The 19,542-nt window shown below is 56.0% G+C and carries 16 protein-coding genes; 8 read left to right on the forward strand and 8 right to left on the reverse strand.

Annotation, left to right across the window (positions count from 1 at the left end; translation table 11 throughout):
- Positions 1 to 191 precede the first annotated feature (191 nt).
- Complete coding sequence (locus tag J1785_RS14445; RefSeq protein ID WP_217219640.1) at positions 192 to 1,850, forward strand: ATP-binding protein; 1,659 nt, start codon at positions 192 to 194, stop codon at positions 1,848 to 1,850.
- A complete protein-coding gene (locus J1785_RS14450) occupies positions 1,850 to 2,536 on the forward strand; it encodes a response regulator (protein WP_165383722.1) in 687 nt (228 codons plus the stop codon). The genes J1785_RS14445 and J1785_RS14450 overlap by 1 nt, the downstream gene beginning before the upstream one ends.
- 10 nt (positions 2,537 to 2,546) lie before the next feature.
- Here the strand turns inward: J1785_RS14450 and J1785_RS14455 are convergent, their stop codons facing one another.
- Together J1785_RS14455 and J1785_RS14460 are read right to left on the reverse strand one after the other, a co-directional pair.
- Complete coding sequence (locus J1785_RS14455; RefSeq protein ID WP_129952580.1) at positions 2,547 to 3,977, reverse strand: EmmdR/YeeO family multidrug/toxin efflux MATE transporter; 1,431 nt, start codon at positions 3,975 to 3,977, stop codon at positions 2,547 to 2,549.
- 230 nt (positions 3,978 to 4,207) lie between these two features.
- Entirely contained in the window at positions 4,208 to 5,656 is a 1,449-nt protein-coding gene (locus tag J1785_RS14460) for an AMP nucleosidase (RefSeq protein WP_217219642.1), read from the reverse strand.
- Between the two features lie 127 nt (positions 5,657 to 5,783).
- Between J1785_RS14460 and J1785_RS14465 the strand changes: the two genes are divergently transcribed.
- A complete protein-coding gene (locus J1785_RS14465) occupies positions 5,784 to 6,425 on the forward strand; it encodes a glutathione S-transferase family protein (RefSeq protein WP_217219644.1) in 642 nt (213 codons plus the stop codon).
- 65 nt (positions 6,426 to 6,490) lie between these two features.
- Here the strand turns inward: J1785_RS14465 and shiA are convergent, their stop codons facing one another.
- The 5 genes from shiA to J1785_RS14490 all read right to left on the reverse strand — a co-directional run bounded on the left by shiA (position 6,491) and on the right by J1785_RS14490 (position 12,564).
- The gene (gene shiA / locus J1785_RS14470; RefSeq protein WP_129991163.1) at positions 6,491 to 7,810 is read right to left on the reverse strand and encodes a shikimate transporter; all 1,320 of its coding nucleotides are present in this window, start codon (positions 7,808 to 7,810) and stop codon (positions 6,491 to 6,493) included.
- 219 nt (positions 7,811 to 8,029) lie between these two features.
- A complete protein-coding gene (locus tag J1785_RS14475) occupies positions 8,030 to 8,728 on the reverse strand; it encodes an RluA family pseudouridine synthase (protein WP_129952584.1) in 699 nt (232 codons plus the stop codon).
- A 130-nt stretch (positions 8,729 to 8,858) separates the two neighbouring features.
- Positions 8,859 to 10,367 carry a YfcC family protein gene (locus tag J1785_RS14480; RefSeq protein WP_129952790.1) on the reverse strand — a complete coding sequence of 503 codons (1,509 nt, stop codon included), beginning with the start codon at positions 10,365 to 10,367 and terminating at the stop codon, positions 8,859 to 8,861.
- Positions 10,367 to 11,302: an N-acetylglucosamine kinase gene (locus J1785_RS14485; protein ID WP_217219650.1), complete on the reverse strand. Its 936-nt coding sequence runs from the start codon at positions 11,300 to 11,302 to the stop codon at positions 10,367 to 10,369. The genes J1785_RS14480 and J1785_RS14485 overlap by 1 nt, the downstream gene beginning before the upstream one ends.
- A complete protein-coding gene (locus J1785_RS14490) occupies positions 11,299 to 12,564 on the reverse strand; it encodes an SIS domain-containing protein (protein WP_217219652.1) in 1,266 nt (421 codons plus the stop codon). Before J1785_RS14490 ends, J1785_RS14485 begins: the two co-directional genes overlap by 4 nt.
- A gap of 114 nt (positions 12,565 to 12,678) precedes the next feature.
- Between J1785_RS14490 and J1785_RS14495 the strand changes: the two genes are divergently transcribed.
- Positions 12,679 to 14,424 (forward strand): ROK family transcriptional regulator, encoded by a 1,746-nt coding sequence (locus J1785_RS14495; RefSeq protein WP_217219654.1) that lies wholly within the window; start codon positions 12,679 to 12,681, stop codon positions 14,422 to 14,424.
- Positions 14,425 to 14,672: 248 nt separating this feature from the next.
- Here the strand turns inward: J1785_RS14495 and J1785_RS14500 are convergent, their stop codons facing one another.
- Positions 14,673 to 15,221 carry a TetR/AcrR family transcriptional regulator gene (locus J1785_RS14500; protein ID WP_129991160.1) on the reverse strand — a complete coding sequence of 183 codons (549 nt, stop codon included), beginning with the start codon at positions 15,219 to 15,221 and terminating at the stop codon, positions 14,673 to 14,675.
- A 133-nt stretch (positions 15,222 to 15,354) separates the two neighbouring features.
- Here J1785_RS14500 and J1785_RS14505 point away from each other — a divergent pair, with 133 nt between their 5' ends.
- From J1785_RS14505 to J1785_RS14520, 4 genes are all read left to right on the forward strand, one after another.
- Positions 15,355 to 16,446, forward strand: coding sequence for an alkene reductase (locus J1785_RS14505; protein WP_217219656.1), 1,092 nt, complete (start codon positions 15,355 to 15,357; stop codon positions 16,444 to 16,446).
- 60 nt (positions 16,447 to 16,506) lie between these two features.
- Positions 16,507 to 17,289, forward strand: a complete 783-nt coding sequence (locus J1785_RS14510; RefSeq protein WP_217219657.1) for an SDR family NAD(P)-dependent oxidoreductase — start codon at positions 16,507 to 16,509, stop codon at positions 17,287 to 17,289.
- A gap of 132 nt (positions 17,290 to 17,421) precedes the next feature.
- Positions 17,422 to 18,240 (forward strand): oxidoreductase, encoded by an 819-nt coding sequence (locus J1785_RS14515; RefSeq protein ID WP_217219658.1) that lies wholly within the window; start codon positions 17,422 to 17,424, stop codon positions 18,238 to 18,240.
- A gap of 99 nt (positions 18,241 to 18,339) precedes the next feature.
- A complete protein-coding gene (locus J1785_RS14520) occupies positions 18,340 to 19,362 on the forward strand; it encodes an NADP-dependent oxidoreductase (RefSeq protein ID WP_217139133.1) in 1,023 nt (340 codons plus the stop codon).
- Positions 19,363 to 19,542: the final 180 nt, after the last annotated feature.

The following is a 19,542-nucleotide window of genomic DNA, read 5'->3' on the forward strand; positions in this document are numbered from 1 at the left end:
ATAATATTACTGTTAATTTATGGTGAAATAGCTGTTGTGAATTATGGGGTTAGCCGCCCAGGCCCTGACGCGCCTGATGATGTTATGCGGCATGCCTCGCAACTTTAATCCTTCACGCTGACGCAAATACCGGGGCGTGATAATATCTTTGTACTTTCTATTAATATCACTGTCTGGTTATAGGTTTCCCGATGCGGTTTCGGCCTTCTTTTCAGATAAAGCTATTCATTTATCTTGTCATGCTATTTATGATACTTTTTTCGATAGCGGGCATTTATTACTATTATGATATAGAACGTCAGTTATATGAAGATATGGGTATTCGTGCAAAAGTTCAGGCAGAGGAAATTGCACTTATTCCTTCATTAATTACCGCCGTTGAAAATAAGGATGTTCCGGCTATTAACCATTTAATGATGAGTATTTCTGCACGCAGTGATGCCAGTTACATGGTGATAGGCGATGGTAAAGCAATACATCTGTTTCATTCGATTTATGCTGACCGTGTGGGGAAAATGCTGGTCGGGGGAGACAACGGGGATGTGCTGGCGGGCAAAAGCACCACCACCATCCGGCTGGGAGGTATCGGCTTATCGTTGCGCAGTAAGGCACCGATCATCAACGGGCAAGGCAACGTGGTCGGTATCGTTTCTGTGGGGTATCTCACCAGCCACATCAATAACCTGACTATCGAAAAAGTCATCCGTATTTTGCTGGCCGCCGCCACCTTGCTGCTGGCGTTGTTTACCTTCTCATGGTTTTTTTCACGTTCGATTAAACGGCAGATGTTTTCGCTGGAGCCCCGTGAAATCGGTCTGCTGGTGCGTCAGCAAAAGGCGCTGATGGAATCGATTTACGAAGGTGTGATCGCTATTGATGCGCAGTTGCGGGTCGCGGTCATCAACCAGGCGGCCAAAAAATTGCTCAGTCTTGACGTGCCGTCCCGTGAACTGCGAGGTCAGCCGCTCGGGCAGGTGATTGCGCCGGTCAGTTTCTTTGATCCGCAGGTTATGCTGGAAAAAGATATCCACGATGAAATCTGCCTGTTCAATAACCTGACAGTGATCGCCAGCCGGGTACGGATCATGCTGGAAGACCAGCTCCAGGGGTGGGTGATCACTTTTCGGGATTGCAGCGATATCGACCGGCTCAGCATCCAGCTAAGCCAGGTGCAGCGTTATGCCGATAACCTGCGGGTGATACGCCACGAACAGCTCAACTGGACGGCAACACTCGCCGGGCTCCTGCATATGGGACGTTACGACGAGGCGATCCGCTATATCGAAGCTCAGTCTGAAAGCGCGCAGGAATTGCTGGATTTCGTTTCGGCGCGATTCTGCTCACCAAAATTATGCGGTCTGTTACTCGGAAAATATGCCCGTGCACGGGAAAAAGGCGTTGAGCTAAAATTTGATCCCGCCTGTGAGTTAACGCATCTGCCTGCCGCGCTCAGTGAAACCGAACTGATGTCGATCATTGGCAATCTGCTGGATAACGCCATCGAAGCCACATTACTGCGCGGCAATGAAGCCGGGCCGGTAGACGTGTATGTCGTTTCCGGCGCAGATGATCTGGTGATTGAAGTCGCTGACCATGGCATCGGGATAGCGCCGGAGCGGCGCGGGCAGATTTTTTCGCTGGGAGTGACATCCAAAACACAAGGCGATCACGGTCTGGGCCTGCATCTGGTTGCCAGCTATGTCAGCCATGCTGGTGGCACTATTGAAGTGTCTGACAATCCGCCAACTGGCGCTGTTTTTTCGGTTTTTATTCCACACCACCGCCCTGAAGAAAAAAGTGGCTTTATGCCGGTAAATCCCCGTCCAGAAGCACTGGAAGAGAGCAAATGATGCAAGCTGAAATGATTGACGTAATGATTGTTGAAGATGAAAGCCAGCTGGCACAACTGTATGCCGAGCTGATTGATAATCATCGCTGGTTGCGGCTGGTAGGCAGGGCCACCACGCTGCATGAAGCAAAAGTGCTTATCGAAGAAAAGCATCCGCAATTGCTGTTGCTGGATAACTATTTGCCTGACGGACAGGGAATTTCATTGATAGAGGATGACCTGCTGAAGAAAACGCACTGTTCGGTAATTTTTATCACTGCCGCCAGCGATATGACTACCTGCAGTCAGGCTATCCGCTGTGGTGCGTTTGATTATATCCTCAAACCGGTTTCGTGGAACCGGCTGCAACAATCGCTGGATCGCTTTATCCAGTTCAGCCAGACCCAGCGGACATGGAAAGTGGTGGATCAGCAAAACGTAGACAGTCTTTATCAGCTACAGGCGAAGGATTTTACGCCGAGAGCGGGCAATAAAGGTATCGAGGAAAATACGCTGAACCTGGTGGAAGGCATCTTTATGCAGAATGCCGGACGCTGTTACTCAGTCGATGAGGTGGTCAGCGAAACGAGGTTGAGTAAAACCACCGCCCGCCGCTATCTCGAACACTGTGTGCAAAAAGGGGATTTAAAAGTCGAAATGCTGTACGGGAAAATCGGCCATCCCCGTCGGATGTACCGGCGGGCATAATCCCGGCGAGTCATTCTGTCCTTTTGGCCTTCGGGTATTTCCACAACCAGCGGCCGCTGGCCATACGCCAGTAGAAAAACAGGCCGCGCACGATCCAGTCGAGGAACATCCCCAACCAGATGCCGACTACGCCGAAACCCAGTACGATACCGAGGAAATAGCCCACCACAATACGACAGCCCCACATCCCGAGCATAGAAACATACATCGTAAAGCGGGCATCACGCGCCCCCTTCAGGCCAGCAGGCAGCACCCACGAGGCCGCCCAGAAAGGCATAAAAGCAGCATTCAGCCAGATCAGGATTTTTACCACGTCGATAACGTCTTGCTCATTGGTGTAAAACCGCGCCAGCAAACCGGCAAATGGCACCGAAAGTAAGGCCAGCACACACAGCCCGAAGGTAGAAAGCCAGAAAATATGGCGCAGCTGACGCTCGGATTGGGCAATCTGTCCTTTGCCCAGACGTGTCCCGACGATAATGGTTGAGGCTGACCCCAGCGCATTCCCCGGCAGGTTGATCAGTGCGGCAATTGAAAACGCAATAAAGTTACCGGCAATCACATTGGTGCCCATGCCTGCGACAAAAACCTGCGTCAGTAATTTACCGCCGTTAAACAGCACCGATTCGATACTGGCCGGAATACCGATCCCCAGCACTTCACGCAAAATGTTGGTATTGAGCGGCAGTAAATAGCTTTTCAGGGAGATTTTCAGTGAAGGATTAAAACCGACCATCAGCACAAAAATAACCGCAATCGCACCGATATAGCGGGCAATGGTCAGCCCCAGGCCGGCACCGATAAAGCCCAAACCGTGCCAGCCGAAACAGCCATAGATCAGTACGCTGCTGATCACCAGATTAAGGATGTTCATCCCGCCGTTAAGTAGCATCGGGATTTTGGTATTACCCGCACCGCGCAAGGCACCGGAACCGATCAGTGCGATAGCCGCAGCCGGATAGCTCCAGCTGCTCATTTGCAGGTAAGACAGCGCCAGTTCTTTTACCTCCGGCTCGGCATTACCGGCGATCATGTCAATAATCACATGCCCGGAAAATTGCAGAAGTATCGCCAGCAGGACGGCAAAAACGGTCATGATCGCCAGTGACTGACGGGCTGCCGCACGGGCGCGCTCATGGTCGAGTTTACCCAGGCTGAACGCAACCACGACGGTCGTACCCAGATCGACGGCGGCGAAGAATGAAATCACCACCATGTTGAAACTGTCGGCCAGGCCCACTCCGGCCATCGCTTCCTTGCCCAGCCAACTGACCAGAAACGTACTCAGTACGCCCATTAGCAGAACGCAGGCATTTTCGAAGAAAATAGGAACAGCGAGGGGCGTGATTTCACGCCAGAACAACGTACGGTAAGAACGCCGTTTCGGATACCAGGGCGTGCGCTCGATGGCTTTGCGCAAAGAGACGATGACGTTTTGCAAGAGAGTTCCAGTGTGACAGAAAGTAGAACAGCGTTTTAAATTATGATGGTAAAAGACTCTGCATTATGCAAAGTCTTTTTTTAGGAAATCCTTAATTCCCCGTCATATTTCGTGCCGCAGATGCGTCGGCTGCGTTTAATGACCCGAATCACTTACTGAAGGTAAGCTCATCGGGATTATCAAATTTGCTGCCGGCAACACGAACTGTTTAGGGGAAGTCAGCGTGGTGATCAGCGGAAAGGGGGTTCGTTAAATGTCCGCAGTTTACGTGAATGCAGGTGATCGCCCTCGGCGCGCAACAGGTCAATGGCGCAGATACCAATTTGCAGATGTTCTGAAATGGCACCTTCGTAGAATTTGTTTGCCTGGCCGGGCAGTTTGATTTCTCCGTGCAGCGGTTTATCAGAAACGCACAACAACGTGCCGTAAGGCACCCGGAAGCGGTATCCCTGTGCGGCGATGGTGGCGCTTTCCATATCGACGGCAACGGCACGACTGAGATTAAAGCGCAGCGCTGACGCGGCATAACGCAATTCCCAGTTACGGTCGTCGGTGGTCACGACCGTGCCGGTACGCAGGCGTTGCTTGACTTGCTCACCCGGCATGCCGCTCATCATTTTGGTTGCGTCATACAAGGCACGTTGCACTTCAGCAATGCTTGGGATCGGGATATCCGGCGGCAGTACAGCATCCAGCACATGGTCGTCACGCAAATAAGCGTGAGCCAGAACATAATCACCGATCGACTGTGTTTCCCGTAATCCGCCGCAGTGACCAATCATCAGCCAGACATGCGGGCGCAGAACCGCCAGATGATCGCAAATGGTTTTGGCATTGGCCGGACCGACGCCGATATTGACCAGCGTAATTCCCGCACCGTCGCGGGCAATCAGATGATAGGCGGGCATCTGGTGTTTTTTCCAGGCCAGATCGGAAACTGCCTGTTCAGGGTTTTGCGTTTCGGCTGTAATAAATACGCTGCCTGCGCAGGCCAGTGCTTCATAAGGACTTTGCGGATCAGCAATCTGCGCACACGCCCAGCTGACAAACTCATCGACATACCGGGTGTAGTTGGTGAACAACACGTACGGCTGAAAGTGTTCGATAAGCGTGCCGGTGTAATGACGCAGGCGTGCCAGCGAAAAATCGGCGCGCAGCGCATTGAAATGGGACAGCGGAAAGGTGTCGCCGGGATAATGCAGGCCGTCAGCGGTTTCATCGCCAATCTGCGACAGTTCGGTGGTCGGGAAATGTTTCGCCAGCCCGGCACTCATCGATCGGTCAAGCATCAGATCAGAGCCGTCAATCACATATGAATAAGGAATTTCCTGTTGTGACGGCACCACTTCGATAACCGCGTCATATTCCTCGCCCAGCAGGGAAAGCTGTTCCAGCAGATAGTGACGGAACAGCTCAGGGTGCGTGATGGTATTGGCATAACGGCCTGGATGCGAAAAACGGCCATAAGCGCGGGTCGGGTTTTTGGCTGGCGTCACGCCATCCCAGCTGACACGCAGTTCCGGATAAACAAACAACCCGGCAGCACGCGCCGTGATATCAGGCAGCGCACCCTCAACGATGAAATCTTTAATCGCATTCCGCAGTGCGGCGACAGAATTGTTGTACATTTCTTCGAGCTTCTCAATCGCCTGTGAAGGAGTGAGGGACTTGTTAACCATACGCTTTTCCTTTGTGCTTCATTTATCATCATTCATTCTAAATATGGCTTGTCTGCACGGTGCCGCCAATGTTTTATTAGGGTACGGGAGCCAGATGGTGCTTTTATGAACGAACAGGGGGAAGTGAATGATCCGGGTATGGGGCAGAAAAACATCGTCAAATGTGCAGGCGCTGATGTGGTGTATCGGGGAATTAGGGCTTGCGTATGAAAGGACCGATATCGGCCATAAATACGGTGGTAATGACACCCCGGAATTTCTGGCGATGAACCCCAACGGCACGGTTCCTGTGATCCGCGAGGGTGAAGGCCAGCCGCTGTGGGAAACCGGTGCCATCCTGCGTTATCTGGCCGGGAAATACGGCACTGATGAATTCTGGCCGCAGGATCCTGAACGGCGTGCCGAAACAGATAAATGGACGGAGTGGGCAAAAATCGGTGTCGCGATGAACTTCACTGTGCCGGTATTCTGGATGGTAGTAAGAACGGCGGCTAAAGATCAGGATCATCAGGCATTAGAAAAATCATTGCAGAATCTTAATAAGAAGCTGGCGATTGCCGAAGCGCAGATTGCCCGGCATGGTTACCTTGCCGGAAGTGAATTCACCCTGGCCGATATTCAGTTTGGCCACAATTTGTACCGCTACTTCGATATTGCCATTGCACGACCGTCCTTCCCGGCTATCGAGCAGTATTACGAAAAACTCACCCAGCGTCCGGCATTTGCGGAACATGTGATGGTGTCTTACGAGGAATTGCGGGTGGTGTAAATCTGCTTCAAATGCTAAAAAGCCCGCTTATATTTTTAAGCGGGCTTTTTTAAATGGCCTGTGTTTCAGCGGTGCACGGGTGTCTTCATAAAAATCGCCGTAAGGGCGGAAAGCAAACAGCCCGCCATCAGATAAATGGCGACGGAATGCCATTCACCGCCGGAGAAATTCAGCAATGCGGCCGCAATAAACGGCGTAAACCCACCGCCCACTACGCTGGCAACCTGATAACCTACGCCTGCACCGCTGTAGCGGTAACCCGCACCGAACATTTCCGTAAACATGGGCTGCTGCACGCAGACCACCATATCGTGAGCGATATTTGCCAGCAACAGCGAGAAAATCACCACGCCGGCAATTGAACGTGCTTCGAGTGCCATAAAGAACGGGAAAGCGCTCAGCGCGCCGACTACAGCGCCGGTGATGTAGATGCGGCGGCGACCGTAACGATCCGCCAGCCAGGCGAACAGGGGAATTGTCAGGCAACTGATACCGCCGACCAGCAGCCCGATATTCAGAAACAGCTCACGCGACAGCCCCAGATTATGCGTCGAGTAGTTAAGGGCGAACGCAGTGACTATATACATCGTCAGCAGTTCGCACAGGCGCAGAAGGATGATTTTCAAAAAAGCCCCGGGATGGCGAAACAGCGCTTCAAATACCGGCAGTCGCTTTTTGGCCGCTTTGGGTTGCCCGACCTGAGCACGTTCGAACTCGGCGGACTCTTCCATGCCCTTACGCACCCACAGCGCGCCGATCACCAGCACAACGCTGAACAGAAACGGCAAACGCCAGCCCCAGCTCAGGAACTGCGCGTCGGTGGTCAGGCTGCTTATCAGCGACACCAGACCGGTAGCGAGCAGCAGGCCGACACCATATCCCATCTGGATCCCGCTGCTGTAGAACGCTTTTTTGCCGGAAGGCGCACTTTCAACCGCCAGCAGTGTCGCGCCACCCCATTCACCGCCCACGGCAAATCCCTGAATGGCGCGCAGGATGACCAGCAGAGCCGGAGCCCACCAACCGATCGTGGAGAAAGCGGGAAGAATGCCGATACAGGCGGTGGCAATGCCCATGATCCAGACAGTCATCATCAGCATGCGTTTGCGGCCCAGACGATCGCCGAAATGACCGAAAACAATGCCGCCGAGCGGACGAAAGAGAAAGCCGACACCGAAGGTGGCAAAGGCGGCGAGCGTACCCATTGCCGGGTCGATTTGCGGAAAAAATTCACTGTTAAACACTAATGCTGCGGTAATGCCGTAGAGCAAAAAATCGAACCAGTCTACGACCGCGCCAACGAAGCTGCCCCAGGCAGCACGGCGGGCACGGTGATATGAAGGTATCTCCTCATCGGGGCGGGAGGCAGTGAGCATGGAGTCCATAATTGTCCTGTCTGTTCGTCAGTATTCTAAAATTTTCGTTATTAAAATCGGTATTCGTTATTAAAATTGGTAAAAGTATTCACCTGGCTTACATGCAACAAAAGAAAAACCGCTACTGAGACTACAGCGTCAACCTCCCGGTTAAAAACGCTTTTCAAAACAAAAGGGCAAAGTCACGCAGACAATCGGACGGGCGGGGCGTGACAGAGCGTTTCGTTTTCAGAACGGGCTGGCATTGCGGGCTTCGATCCGTTCTCCGCTGACGGGATGAACAAAATGCAGTTCACTGGCGTGCAACATCAGTCGCGGAGCCTGTTCAGTGCCCGGCAGCAGGCGTCCGCCATACAGGTCACAGCCCAAAATAGGGTGGCCCAATTGCTGACAGTGAATGCGAAGCTGATGAGTGCGTCCGGTTTCCGGGGTCAGTTGTACCCGGGTCAGTGGCAGTAACGCGCCATTTTCCTGCTCATGATAAAAGCGCTCAACGACCCGGTAGCCGGAGCGGGCGGGCTTGCCATGGATGGCGCAAATCGACATCAGCGGAAACAGCGCCGGGTCTTTGGCAATCGGTGCGTCTGCCACCCCGTCGTTATGTTCGAGATGTCCGCAGAGCAGGGCGCTGTACTGTTTGGTCACTGTGCGCTGGCTGAATTGCTGACAGAGTGCGGCATTGATAGCTTTATTACGCGCAATCACCATCAGACCGGAAGTCCCGAAATCCAGACGGTGGACCAGCGTACAGCCGGGAAATATCTTGACCAGCCGGTGATGTACGGAATCAAGGTTTTGCGGATTTTTCCCCGACAGGCTGAGAAGTCCGGCAGGTTTATTGATAAGCACCAGATGTTCATCCTGATAGAGCGTTTCGATGGGGTCATAACAAGGCGGGGCAATAAAAGTATCGATAATCGCAGACATCGGGTTACCCGGATGAGGAGTGGAAGCGGATAATAGCGAATTTTAAACCGGGTGGCGAATCTGGCGGTTCACCTGACAGAGCAAGGGATAGTAACAGAAAACCCCCGCCGAAGCGGGGAGAGGTTAACGCTTATTTCAGCGCCGCGCCGAGCACCAGAAACAGGCAGTTGAGCACGACCAGCAGGCCGAGCAGTGGCAGCACCCACAGCAGATAGCGCGTATAGCTGACTTTGGCCAGCGCCAGTCCGCTCATCACGATGGCTGAGGTGGGCGAAATCATCGCTATTGTACCGACCGCGCACTGAAATGCCGTCACCACCATTTCGCGGCCGACGTCGGTAAAATCTGCCATGGGTGCCAGCACCGGCATCGCCAGTGTCGCCAGCCCGGATGAACTGGGCACCAGGAACGACAGCGGCATGATCAGCAGATACATCATGACGGTGAAGGTACCGGAAGGCGCGCCGTTCGCCAGACTTTCCATAGAGTGCAGTACCGTGTCGGTGATCTGCGCGTTGTGCATAATTACCGTGATGCCACGCGCCAGCACGATAACCAGCGCGGCTCCCATAAAGTCGGAGATGCCTGCCAGCATCGCGTTGTAGAGCCCGTTGCCGCGCAGGCCGCCCAACAGGCCGGTCACTATCGACATAACAAAAAACAGCGCGGTCAGTTCGGGGAAATACCAGTCCAGCTGCCAGGACCATGAGGTGGCGTTCGGTCCGGCGATCACCTGCGCCCAGGGAATGATGGCGAAAATCATGAAGACGAACGTGACGGCGAAAGTCAGCATCACGCCTTTCTGGCGGCGGTTCATCGGCGGTGGCAACTGCAATCTGGCCTGCGCCAGCTCCCGGTCTTCTGCGGAAAAGCCCACTACCGAATGTGCGGCGTTGCGCTGCACACGGCGGGCATAGCGCACCACATACAGAATGGCGACGGCCGTCAGCACGATAAACATCGCGAAGCGCAGACCGATGCCGCTGCCCATCGGCACGCCAGCGCCCGCCGAGGCGGCGCCGGTCATGAACGGATTGACCGTGGAGTTCATGTTGCCCACCACCGATCCCACCAGAATCACGCCCACCGCTGTCATGCGATCGAAGCCCAGCCCCAGCAACAGCGGCACCAGCAGCGCATAGAAGCCCAGTGTCTCTTCGCCCATGCCGTAAGTGGAGCCGCCGATGGCGATAAGCAGCATCACCATGACGATAAGCAGCCCGCCGCGCTGTCTGAAGCGTTGTGCCACGTGTCCGAGACATGCGTCGATCGCGCCGGTTTTGGTCGTGGTGACGATAAAGGCGCCCAGCGACAGCACGTAGAAAAATACGCCGATGGCGCCGAACAGGTTACCGCTCTCGTAGGGACCGACATGGCCAGCGGCATTCTCCACGCCGTAAAGCCCGTTTACCGGTGCCAGAAACAGTTCTTTGATCCGCTGCACGGTGGTCAGCGGACTGGCGGTGACCTGAAAGCTGCCCGCCACCGGGCGACCGTCAGCCATATGGTATTGTCCGGACGGAATGATGAACGTCAGCAGCCAGACGACGGCGGTGATGGCCAGCAGAACAGTGTAAGTGTTGGGAAAGCGCCAGGCTTTACGGGTCGCCGGGGCGGCGGCGTTTTCATATTCAGACATCATGCACCTCGTGAAACGGAACGGACTAATGAAGGGGCGACCAGGCGGCGCGCCAGCGCAACCCCGCCCATGACCGGCGGACATGCTAACAACAGCAGCGACAGCCGGGGATCGTGTTTGCTCAGACGTGCGGCCAGCCGGTCGAACAGCGGTGGCTGATGGCGGATTACGCCGCCAGCCGCCACTACGCAGTCGATTCGGGCACCGCGCCGGCACAGCCGGGCGATAAGTTCCGCCAGCGATTCGGCCGCAGCATCGACCACGCCCGCTGCCAGGGGCGAACCGGCCTGCAGGCATTCGAAAATAACGGACGCGTGGCGACTCCAGACGCTGACAGGCTGACGCAGCAGTTGCGACGGCAAATCCAGCAGGTGGTCTGCCCCGAAGGCGCGTGTCAGCGCGATGGCGAGCGGATCGTCGCTGCGCCCCCGATCCCAGTCCGTTAGCACCGCGCGGATCCCTTCACGCACCAGACCGCTGGCACCGCCTTCGTCGCCCACCAGCCAGCCCCAGCCGCCAGCCAGCAGCCAGTGGTCTTCCGGCCCCAGCGCCGCCGCCACCGAACCCGTACCGGCAATCAGCCCGGCCGCGTGTGGCTGGCTGGCGCACAGCGCGACCAGTGCCGCGTCGTTGACCACCTGACACGCGCTGTCGGGAAAGTGACCCGCCATCAGTGCCGTCATGCGTGTGCATTCGTCGGGCGTATCGCAGCCGTGTGCGCCGATGCCTATCGCCCGGGGCGGGGCGGCGAGTCCGGCCTGTCCGGCGGCGAGGGCAATCAGCTCAGCCATGCGCGCGGCCTTGAAGGCATAGCTTTCGCCGCCCCAGCATCCGGTCGGCCACTGCGCGTCCATCCGCGCCTGTCCGGCGCTGTCTTCGATGCGGATATGAATTTTGCTGCCGCCCACATCCATTCCCAGCCAGCTTTGTGTCATGACACCACCCCGCTGATTTTGGTATCCAGCCGTGCGACAACGCCGGCATCAATATCGCGATCCACAACCCGGCCCAGCGCGATCGCCAGCAGATCCATGACCAGTATTTCCAGCGCCAGGCGCTGCAGCGGCGGCAGGACCGGCAGTTGCACGGTCTCTGTGCCGGGCAGCGACACGGCCTGATCTGTCACAAGCAATATCGGTACGCCGAAGGGTACAAGCTGCTTCGCCAGCAAGATTTCCCGCTCGCCGCCGATCAGCACGTGTGCGGTGCCGTGACCCACGGCATCGGTCATGCCGTGCAGATAGTGGCGCGTCCCCATGCCCATCGCTGCCATTTTCGGCCCTTCGCGCAGCAACAGGGCGCCCTGTTCAGCGGCGCTGAGGCTGGTGCCGCCACCAACGAAATCGATACAGCCGGTGTGACCGGCCTGCTGTGCGAACCGATCCACGGCCGCGCGGGCGGTATGCCTCACTGCGTCCAGTTGCGCGGGTAACTGACGCCAGCCTGCGTTGCAGTCGCGTCCGATCAGCGCATCCGTCAGCAGGCCCAGGCAGACACTGGTGGCCAGCAGCGCCACGGAGGACATGCCGGAATCGATCAGCGTGCCGAGCCAGAGCGTGTCGGCGCTGACCGCCGCCAGCGGCGAGTCTGCCTGATTAACCAGTGCCAGCCGCCGCCCGGGGCGCTGCTGTTCCAGCACTCTCACAACTTCCGGGCTGCGTCCGCTCTGAGAGACGCCCAGATACCAGTCTGCCAGCGGCGGCGTGCCATCAGGCATATCGTCACCATTGCTGCGTAGCGCCCGCAAACCGGCCGCTCGCAGTTCATGTACCGGCGCGGCGAGCACCGCATAAGATGCGCCGATACCGGCGAACAGCAGCGTGCCGCCGCGCAGTGCGGTGATATCCAGCGTGTCCAGCCACGCCTGTGCGCGTTCGCAGGTCGACTCCAGCGCGGCGGCCTGCCGGGCGACGCCCTGGGCGAAAGGGATTAAAATTTCTGTGCCGGTCATGTCATCATTTCCCTGTAGTGTTAAGGATGAAACTTTTATGTCACAAACAACTTCGCACAGTTTGTGCAGCGCGGGAAATGACGTAATAAACCGATAAAAATCAGTAAACTGATGGTTTTTCGTTGCATTTTTCTCGTGACGTTTCAGCCGGTGCTGACAATTTTCTGCGTGATAACTTGACCGGGAGGCATCATCTCGCGCATAAAACTTGACCTTATTGCCATAACATTGACCGAAATAGTCCAAAGCAGCGGCGGAGCGGCAAGGTAAATAAGTATTCCCTATGATGGCGCGCCGCCCGTTTCGGGCGACTCCGTCCCCCGGTGCACACCGTGCGGTTAACCGCGTAAAGGAGAGAGAATGACCCATTCATCATGGCCGGTGCTGGTGCTGGCCCGCGATCACGACGCGGCAGTGATTAGCCGGGCGCTGAAGCGGCGGCGGCTGCAACGTCTGGCACGTGGCATCTACAGCGGTGACATTGACACCCCTGCCGACATCATCGTCAGACGTTATCTGTGGCAAATCGTCGACTATTTCTTTCCGGAGGCTGTGGTGTGCGGGGCGAGTGCAATGCGTGCCGATCCGGCCGCGGGCGGCGTCATCGAACTCTGTCATTCGCGGCGGCGGCCGGTTGTCCTGCCGGGGATAACGCTGCGTCCTCAGAGCGGCGCGGCGCGCCAGCCTGACGACACGCCGCTGCACGGTTCGCTATGGCTCAGTTCGCCTACGCGTAGTTTGTTGTGGTTTTTCAGCCAGCCGGTGGCCGGCCGCGACAGCGGGCTGCTCTATAGCTGGTGGCGCCGGCAGGAGGCGGAACGCCGTGAGCTGTTGTCTGGTCTGGCGCAGCGTGCTCATGCGCTGAATCAGCAGGCGGCTGTGGCGGAGGTGACGGCGTTTTTACGCCAGCGCACCGGAAAGACGGCTCTGCCGGACGGGGAGGGGACGGGGCCGTCTCCGGCGCTCAGCGTTACGGCGCAATTGCTGGCGATCGAACTCATCGCGCTGGGCGGTGCGACTCAGTCCGAGCTGACGGCAAGGCTCGGCATGGCCAAAAGCACGGTGTCCACCGGTCTGCAAGAGCTACAACGTCACAGCTCGATCGTTGCCACGGCCGGTGCCAGAGGGCGCGGTGCCAGTGTGTATCAGCTGGCGCGTCAGGCAGGGTGGGTGCTGGGTGCGGATATCGGCAACAGTCAGGCGCTGTTTATCGCCCGTAGTCTGGATGGCCGGCAGCTGGCGCTGCGTCAGTTCACCAATGGCGCGTCCGCGCAGCTTATCATTGCGGCAGCCGACGCCATCGCCGCACTGCGTCAGGAACTGTCCGCCTTTGGTCCGCTGCTGGCGGTGACGGTCGCTTTGCCCAAACCGGTGCGCCCGGATGTGCCGCTTTCCGGACGCGACGGTCCGTCGCAGGCCGGACTCTCGCCGGATGCCATTCTGGCACGGCTGCCGCTACCCGACGGCGTGCATCCGTTGGTGGAGAATAACGTCAACTGTGCGGTGGTGGCCGAAGTTAACCACGGCATCGGCCAGGGGCTGCAGGATGTCGCCTTCCTGCAGATAGGCGAACGCATCGGCTGCGGCATTATAGCCGGGGGCGCGCTGATTCACGGTGCGCGTGGCTGCGCCGGTGAAATCGCCGACCTGCCGTTTCCCTGGAGCGAGCGGGAGAAACCGGGCGAGTTGCTGCTTGAGCAGCATCTGGCGCAGCGCGGATTTCTGGATAGCTTCAACGCACAGCGGCCGCCGGGCGCTCCGGCGGTACGCTCGCTTGAGGCGCTGCTGGAGCGCGCGGCGCGCGGCGAACCTGTCGCCCAGCAGGCGGCGCAACACTACGGCGAGCAGATCGGTTTTCTGGCGTTAGGTTTGGTGGCGATACTGGATCCGGCCATGATCATTCTCGGCGGCAGCGTCGGCTCGAACCGGCTGATTGTCGCGGCGGCGCGGCGGACAGTTGCCGCCATATCCCCCTATACCACCGTCGCCGCCTCGCAGTTTGGTCATCTGGCGACGGCGGAAGGTGCTGCTCAGCTGGCACTTGAGGCCGCGCAGCGTAAACTGCTGGGCAAAGCGGTGCGGCCGCGCCAGGGCGACGCGGTCTGATTTGACGCGGACAGGGACAGAAATTGATGCGATGTCCGAACGGAATCGCGAAACGTTAGCGTTAACCGGACCGGATGAGCAGGGACGACCGTCCCAACAGCACCGTCAGTTAAACAAATCATTTGCTTTATATGGGATCGGGTCCGGTCCCATCGGATATGTTGCGGACCTGCCGGTGAAGGCCGAGACGCGTGCCTTCGCCTGCGCATCGTCGGCCCCGCCGGGCCGTATTTCCGGATCTTCTACTTTCAATCTTTACGCGCGTCCTGACTGAGCAGTTGAGTGCGGCAGACATCCAGAATTTCATCAGCCAGAGCGGAATTATCCGGGCAGGCACGGGACAACACCAGGGCACCGACAAGATGGGCGATGGTATCTATCAGGTCAGCGCGCGTGCCATTTTCAGTTCCTAAAATTGCCAGCTGGCGTTCAATTCCGGCGGCAAATGTCGCCTTGATTGACGCAGACTGACGGGCTGTATCGGTGCCCAGTGCCGACATCACACACCCTTTTCCCATATCATCGCGATGTTGCCGGGAGAGGTAGTATTCAATAAATTTTTCCCGGTCCACACCTGCCGTGCTTTCTGCAGAACGCGTAAAACCGCAGCTCATTGCCTCCGCCATCAGATCAGCCTTGGAACCAAAGTGCTTGTAAAACCCGCCGTGGGTTAAGCCTGCAGCAGACATCAGTTCCGCAACGCCCACGCCATCGTAACCGCGTTCACGAAAAAGTTCTGAGGCCGTTTCAACAATGCGCATCCGGTTTTCCCGAACCTGATCTTTTGACACTTTCATGCTTTCCTGCCCTCTCAAAAATAGGGGTTAAGTATACATTGATGATGGTCATAATCAAACCGGTTGACTTTATAGATTATGATCATCATCATTATGCTGACACGTTGACCCACCCCTTAGCAGGTAAATAAACATGACAAATCAACGCTTATTTCAGCCCTATGATCTTGGCGCAATCACACTGGCCAACCGCATCGTGATGGCACCGCTGACACGTAACCGGGCCGCAGCGGGTCTGGTACCGGGCGAACTGGCGGCGACCTACTACGCCCAGCGTGCCACAGCAGGGTTGCTGATTACCGAAGCGACGCAGATCTCCGCACAGGCGCAGGGTTATCAGGATACGCCGGGGATCTACACACAAGCTCAGATCGATGGCTGGCGCAAAGTGACTGACGCCGTGCATGCCAAAGGCGGGCGCATATTTGTACAGCTTTGGCATGTAGGACGAATTTCGCATGTTGATTTGCAGCCTGGTGGCGCTGCGCCGGTCGCACCGTCCGCTATCCGTGCCGGAACGAAGACTTTTGTGAACAATAGTTTTACTGACGTCTCAGAGCCGCGTGCGCTTGAATTGCAGGAAATACCGGGGATTATCGATGATTTCAGGAAGGCATCGGCCAATGCCATTGCGGCCGGATTTGACGGCGTAGAGATCCACGGTGCCAATGGTTATCTGCTGGAACAGTTCCTTAAAGACGGCGCAAACCAGCGTACTGATGAATACGGCGGCTCCGTGGAAAATCGTGCGCGCCTGTTGCTGGAAGTCACGGCGGCCGTAAAAGATGAGATCGGTGCAGAACGTACAGGCGTACGTATTTCACCGGTTTCACCTGCTAATGCGATTTCATGCAGTGATCCGCAGCCACAATATGATTACCTCGCTGAACAACTTGATGCATTAGACATCGTATACCTCCATGTGGTTGAAGGCGCGACGGGCGGCCCGCGTGATGTATCACCGTTCGATTACGACTCCCTGCGCCGGCGTTTTAAAAACACCTACATCGGCAACAATGGCTATGACCTGGAACTGGCGTCCGCTCAGCTTGCGCAAGGTAAAGCCGATCTGTTCGCGTTCGGTCGTCCGTTCATCTCCAACCCGGATCTGGTCGAAAGGCTGAAGACGGGCGCGCCTCTGGCCTCACTCAATCCTGAAACGCTTTATGGCGGTGGCGCAGCGGGATATACCGATTACCCGTCGCTGACGGAGACCAGCAAGTAAAGCCCTACCTACATCGCACATGGCGGATTCTGTTTACACCTTAATAAAGAAGATCAACTTATGACTAAAGCTTCAGTTCTCATCACAGGCGCATCCACGGGTATTGGTGCTGTTTACGCGGAACGGTTTGCCCGCCGGGGCCACGACCTGGTTCTGGTCGCGCGCGACAACGCGAAGTTAGAAACACTGGCCGCGCGTCTGCGACAGGAAAATGGCATTTCTGTCGACGTTCTGCCTGCCGACCTCACGCAAACGCGTGATTTAGCCGCGGTCGAAGCCCGTCTGCGTGAAGACTCACGGATTGGCATCCTTATCAATAACGCGGGTATCGCGCAGTCCGGCAGTTTTACCGGGCAGACGCCTGATTCGATAGAAAGCCTTATCGCGCTTAACGTCACCGCCCTGACCAGACTGGCCAGCGCCGTGGCACCACGCTTTGTGCAAGCGGGGGAAGGATCGATCGTCAACATCAGTTCTGTCGTAGGCCTGGCCCCGGAATTTGCCATGACGGTTTACGGTGCAACTAAAGCCTTTGTTCTTTTCCTGTCTCAGGGACTGAATGTCGAGCTGTCATCTAAGGGCATTTATGTCCAGGCGGTACTCCCTGCCGGCACTTACACGGAAATCTGGGACCGTGCGGGTATCGACATCAGTAACGCGGCAAAATTCATGGAAGTGGGCGAGTTAGTGGATGCCGCACTGGTGGGCTTTGATCGCCGTGAACAGGTCACCATCCCGCCTTTACATAATGCAGCCCGCTGGGACACCCTCGATGCTTCGCGTCAGGCTCTGCTCTCAGACATTAAACAAGATGAAGTCGCTGAACGATATAAAGCACTTTAGTCAATGAGGTGAACTGTGCAGAACGGTCTTCCGACGGTTCTGCACAGCGGTAAATCCGACATACATCTCTTACAGCCTGTCCTCTCATCAGCGATGAGAAACCACAAACTCATCATGAAGGCCTTATTCAGTATGACAAAAAAACGTGTAGCACTGGTTACCGGCGCGTCTTCAGGTATCGGCGAAGCATCTGCTCTTAAACTTTTAGCGGCGGGGTATAGGGTATATGGCACGAGCCGGCGTGGTCCCCAGGCGGGAAAGCCTCCGTTTCCGTTACTGACGCTGGATGTGACAGACGACGCTTCTGTCGGGGCCGCCATTGATGAGTTGCTGCGCCTGGAGGGGCGGATCGATGTTCTGGTGAACAATGCGGGTTTCGGGGTCGCGCCGGCGGCGGCGGAAGAAAGTTCTGTCGAGCAGGCCAAACACATTTTCGACACCAACTTCTTGGGCATCGTCAGGTTGAGCCGGGCAGTGATCCCTTATATGCGCCGTCAGGGCAGCGGGCGCATCATTAACATCGGTTCGATACTCGGGATCGTTCCGTTACCTTATGTGGCACTTTATGCTGCCAGTAAGCATGCGGTTGAAGGGTATTCGGGTGCACTGGATCACGAACTGCGCACACAGGGCATCAGAGTTTCTGTCATTGAACCTGCCTACATAAAAACACAGTTTGAAGCCAATAATATCGAGCCGGATGCCAGGCTGGAAGAGTATGACCAGATCCGGGCTAAGCTGGCGAAAGTGGTGAGCAAGGCGATGGCTGAGGCGGAAAGTCCGGAGGTCGTGGCTGACGTGGTGGTTAAAGCGGCTCAGACGTTACGCCCGAAGATGCGTTACACGGCAGGCAAGCTGGCCGGTCAGTTGAATTTTATTCTCAGATTCGCCCCTGCTTCATTCCTGGATAAGGTGGTGCGCAAAAGTCTTCAGCTTGATGCGAAAGCATAAAAAAGACGTTTTTACGATGGGTTATTACCGGGGATTTTTTGCGCGGCAACAGGGCCGCTAAGGAAATTTCATTGGCAAACGCGACAGGGCAAACAACAAATGAAAACTAAGACGATGAAAGCGTTTACGTTTAAACGCTATGGTAAATCCCCAGAGCGGGGATTTGATAACGTAGATTATCCTGCCCCTGATGCTGATGAAATCCTGGTTAAAGTTTATGCGGTGGGTCTGAACCCGATTGATAACATTATCCCAACCGGAATATTTAAGCCGGTTTTGCATTTTAAGCTCCCCGCCACATTGGGCAGCGACTTGTCCGGAGTGGTCATTGCCGTGGGGAGTCGTGTGACGCGTTTCTCGCCAGGCGACGAAATCTTCGCCAGCATTTTTGACAGGGGAACGGGTTCCCTTGCCGAATTTGCTTTGGTGCCTGAAAGCGCGGCGGCCATGAAACCCGCCAGTCTGGATTTTGTGCAGGCAGCTTCGCTCCCGATGGTGAGCCTCACATCCTGGCAGGCACTGACAGAGCGAGCCGGGCTGCATCCGGGCCAGAAGGTTTTTATTCCGGCAGGTTCAGGGGGAATTGGCAGTTTTGCCATCCAGCTGGCGAAGCATCTTGGGGCAAAGGTGGGGACAACAACCAGTACGGGCAATGTCGAATGGGTGCGTCAGCTTGGCGCAGACGAAGTGGTTGATTATAAAAAGCAAAAATTCGAAAATGTGCTGAGTGGCTACGATATGGTTCTCGGCACTGTCAGAGGCGATTCAATTGAAAAATCTACCCAAATTCTCAGGCCGGGTGGAAAGATTGTTTCTCTCACCGGCCCGTTAGATGCTGCGTTCGCGCGGACCCGGGGATTAAATTTCTTTCTGCGTTTTGTCTTCGGGCTGATGAGCCGCAAGATGATGCGTCTTGCGAAAAAACGAGGGCTGACCTATTCATTTCTCTTTGTCCGTCCTGATGGCGATCAGCTTACTCAAATCGGTAAACTCATAGAGGCTGAACAAATCAGGCCCGTGATCGACAAGGTATTCCCTTTTGCACAAACAAAGGAAGCTCTTGCCTATCTGGGGCAGGGACACGCGAAGGGGAAAGTGGTCGTTAAGATGCAGGAGTCATAACAGGTAAGATTTGAATCTGTTTAAACGAAAATCGACAGGATCAGTCTCTGCTCTTTTGACGGGATATCCTGGCCATTGCGATAGTTAAAATTGTTCGCTTACCTCGGGCTCTTTTTATGTCATCTGTTGAAATGAAATATATCTCACTTTGTGATCTTCAACATCTCATGGCGATAAACC

The sequence above is a fragment of the Rahnella perminowiae genome (assembly GCF_019049755.1).
Classification (GTDB): Bacteria; Pseudomonadota; Gammaproteobacteria; order Enterobacterales; family Enterobacteriaceae; genus Rahnella; species Rahnella perminowiae.

Bases quoted from the DNA above. Each gene is read 5' to 3' on its own strand.
- J1785_RS14445 (WP_217219640.1), top strand. From the start codon at position 192: ATGCGGTTTCGGCCTTCTTTTCAGATAAAGCTATTCATTTATCTTGTC.
- J1785_RS14450 (WP_165383722.1), top strand. From the start codon at position 1,850: ATGCAAGCTGAAATGATTGACGTAATGATTGTTGAAGATGAAAGCCAG.
- J1785_RS14460 (WP_217219642.1), bottom strand. From the start codon at position 5,656: ATGGTTAACAAGTCCCTCACTCCTTCACAGGCGATTGAGAAGCTCGAA.
- J1785_RS14465 (WP_217219644.1), top strand. From the start codon at position 5,784: ATGATCCGGGTATGGGGCAGAAAAACATCGTCAAATGTGCAGGCGCTG.
- shiA (WP_129991163.1), bottom strand. From the start codon at position 7,810: ATGGACTCCATGCTCACTGCCTCCCGCCCCGATGAGGAGATACCTTCA.
- J1785_RS14475 (WP_129952584.1), bottom strand. From the start codon at position 8,728: ATGTCTGCGATTATCGATACTTTTATTGCCCCGCCTTGTTATGACCCC.
- J1785_RS14480 (WP_129952790.1), bottom strand. From the start codon at position 10,367: ATGTCTGAATATGAAAACGCCGCCGCCCCGGCGACCCGTAAAGCCTGG.
- J1785_RS14485 (WP_217219650.1), bottom strand. From the start codon at position 11,302: ATGACACAAAGCTGGCTGGGAATGGATGTGGGCGGCAGCAAAATTCAT.
- J1785_RS14495 (WP_217219654.1), top strand. From the start codon at position 12,679: ATGACCCATTCATCATGGCCGGTGCTGGTGCTGGCCCGCGATCACGAC.
- J1785_RS14500 (WP_129991160.1), bottom strand. From the start codon at position 15,221: ATGAAAGTGTCAAAAGATCAGGTTCGGGAAAACCGGATGCGCATTGTT.
- J1785_RS14505 (WP_217219656.1), top strand. From the start codon at position 15,355: ATGACAAATCAACGCTTATTTCAGCCCTATGATCTTGGCGCAATCACA.
- J1785_RS14510 (WP_217219657.1), top strand. From the start codon at position 16,507: ATGACTAAAGCTTCAGTTCTCATCACAGGCGCATCCACGGGTATTGGT.
- J1785_RS14515 (WP_217219658.1), top strand. From the start codon at position 17,422: ATGACAAAAAAACGTGTAGCACTGGTTACCGGCGCGTCTTCAGGTATC.
- J1785_RS14520 (WP_217139133.1), top strand. From the start codon at position 18,340: ATGAAAACTAAGACGATGAAAGCGTTTACGTTTAAACGCTATGGTAAA.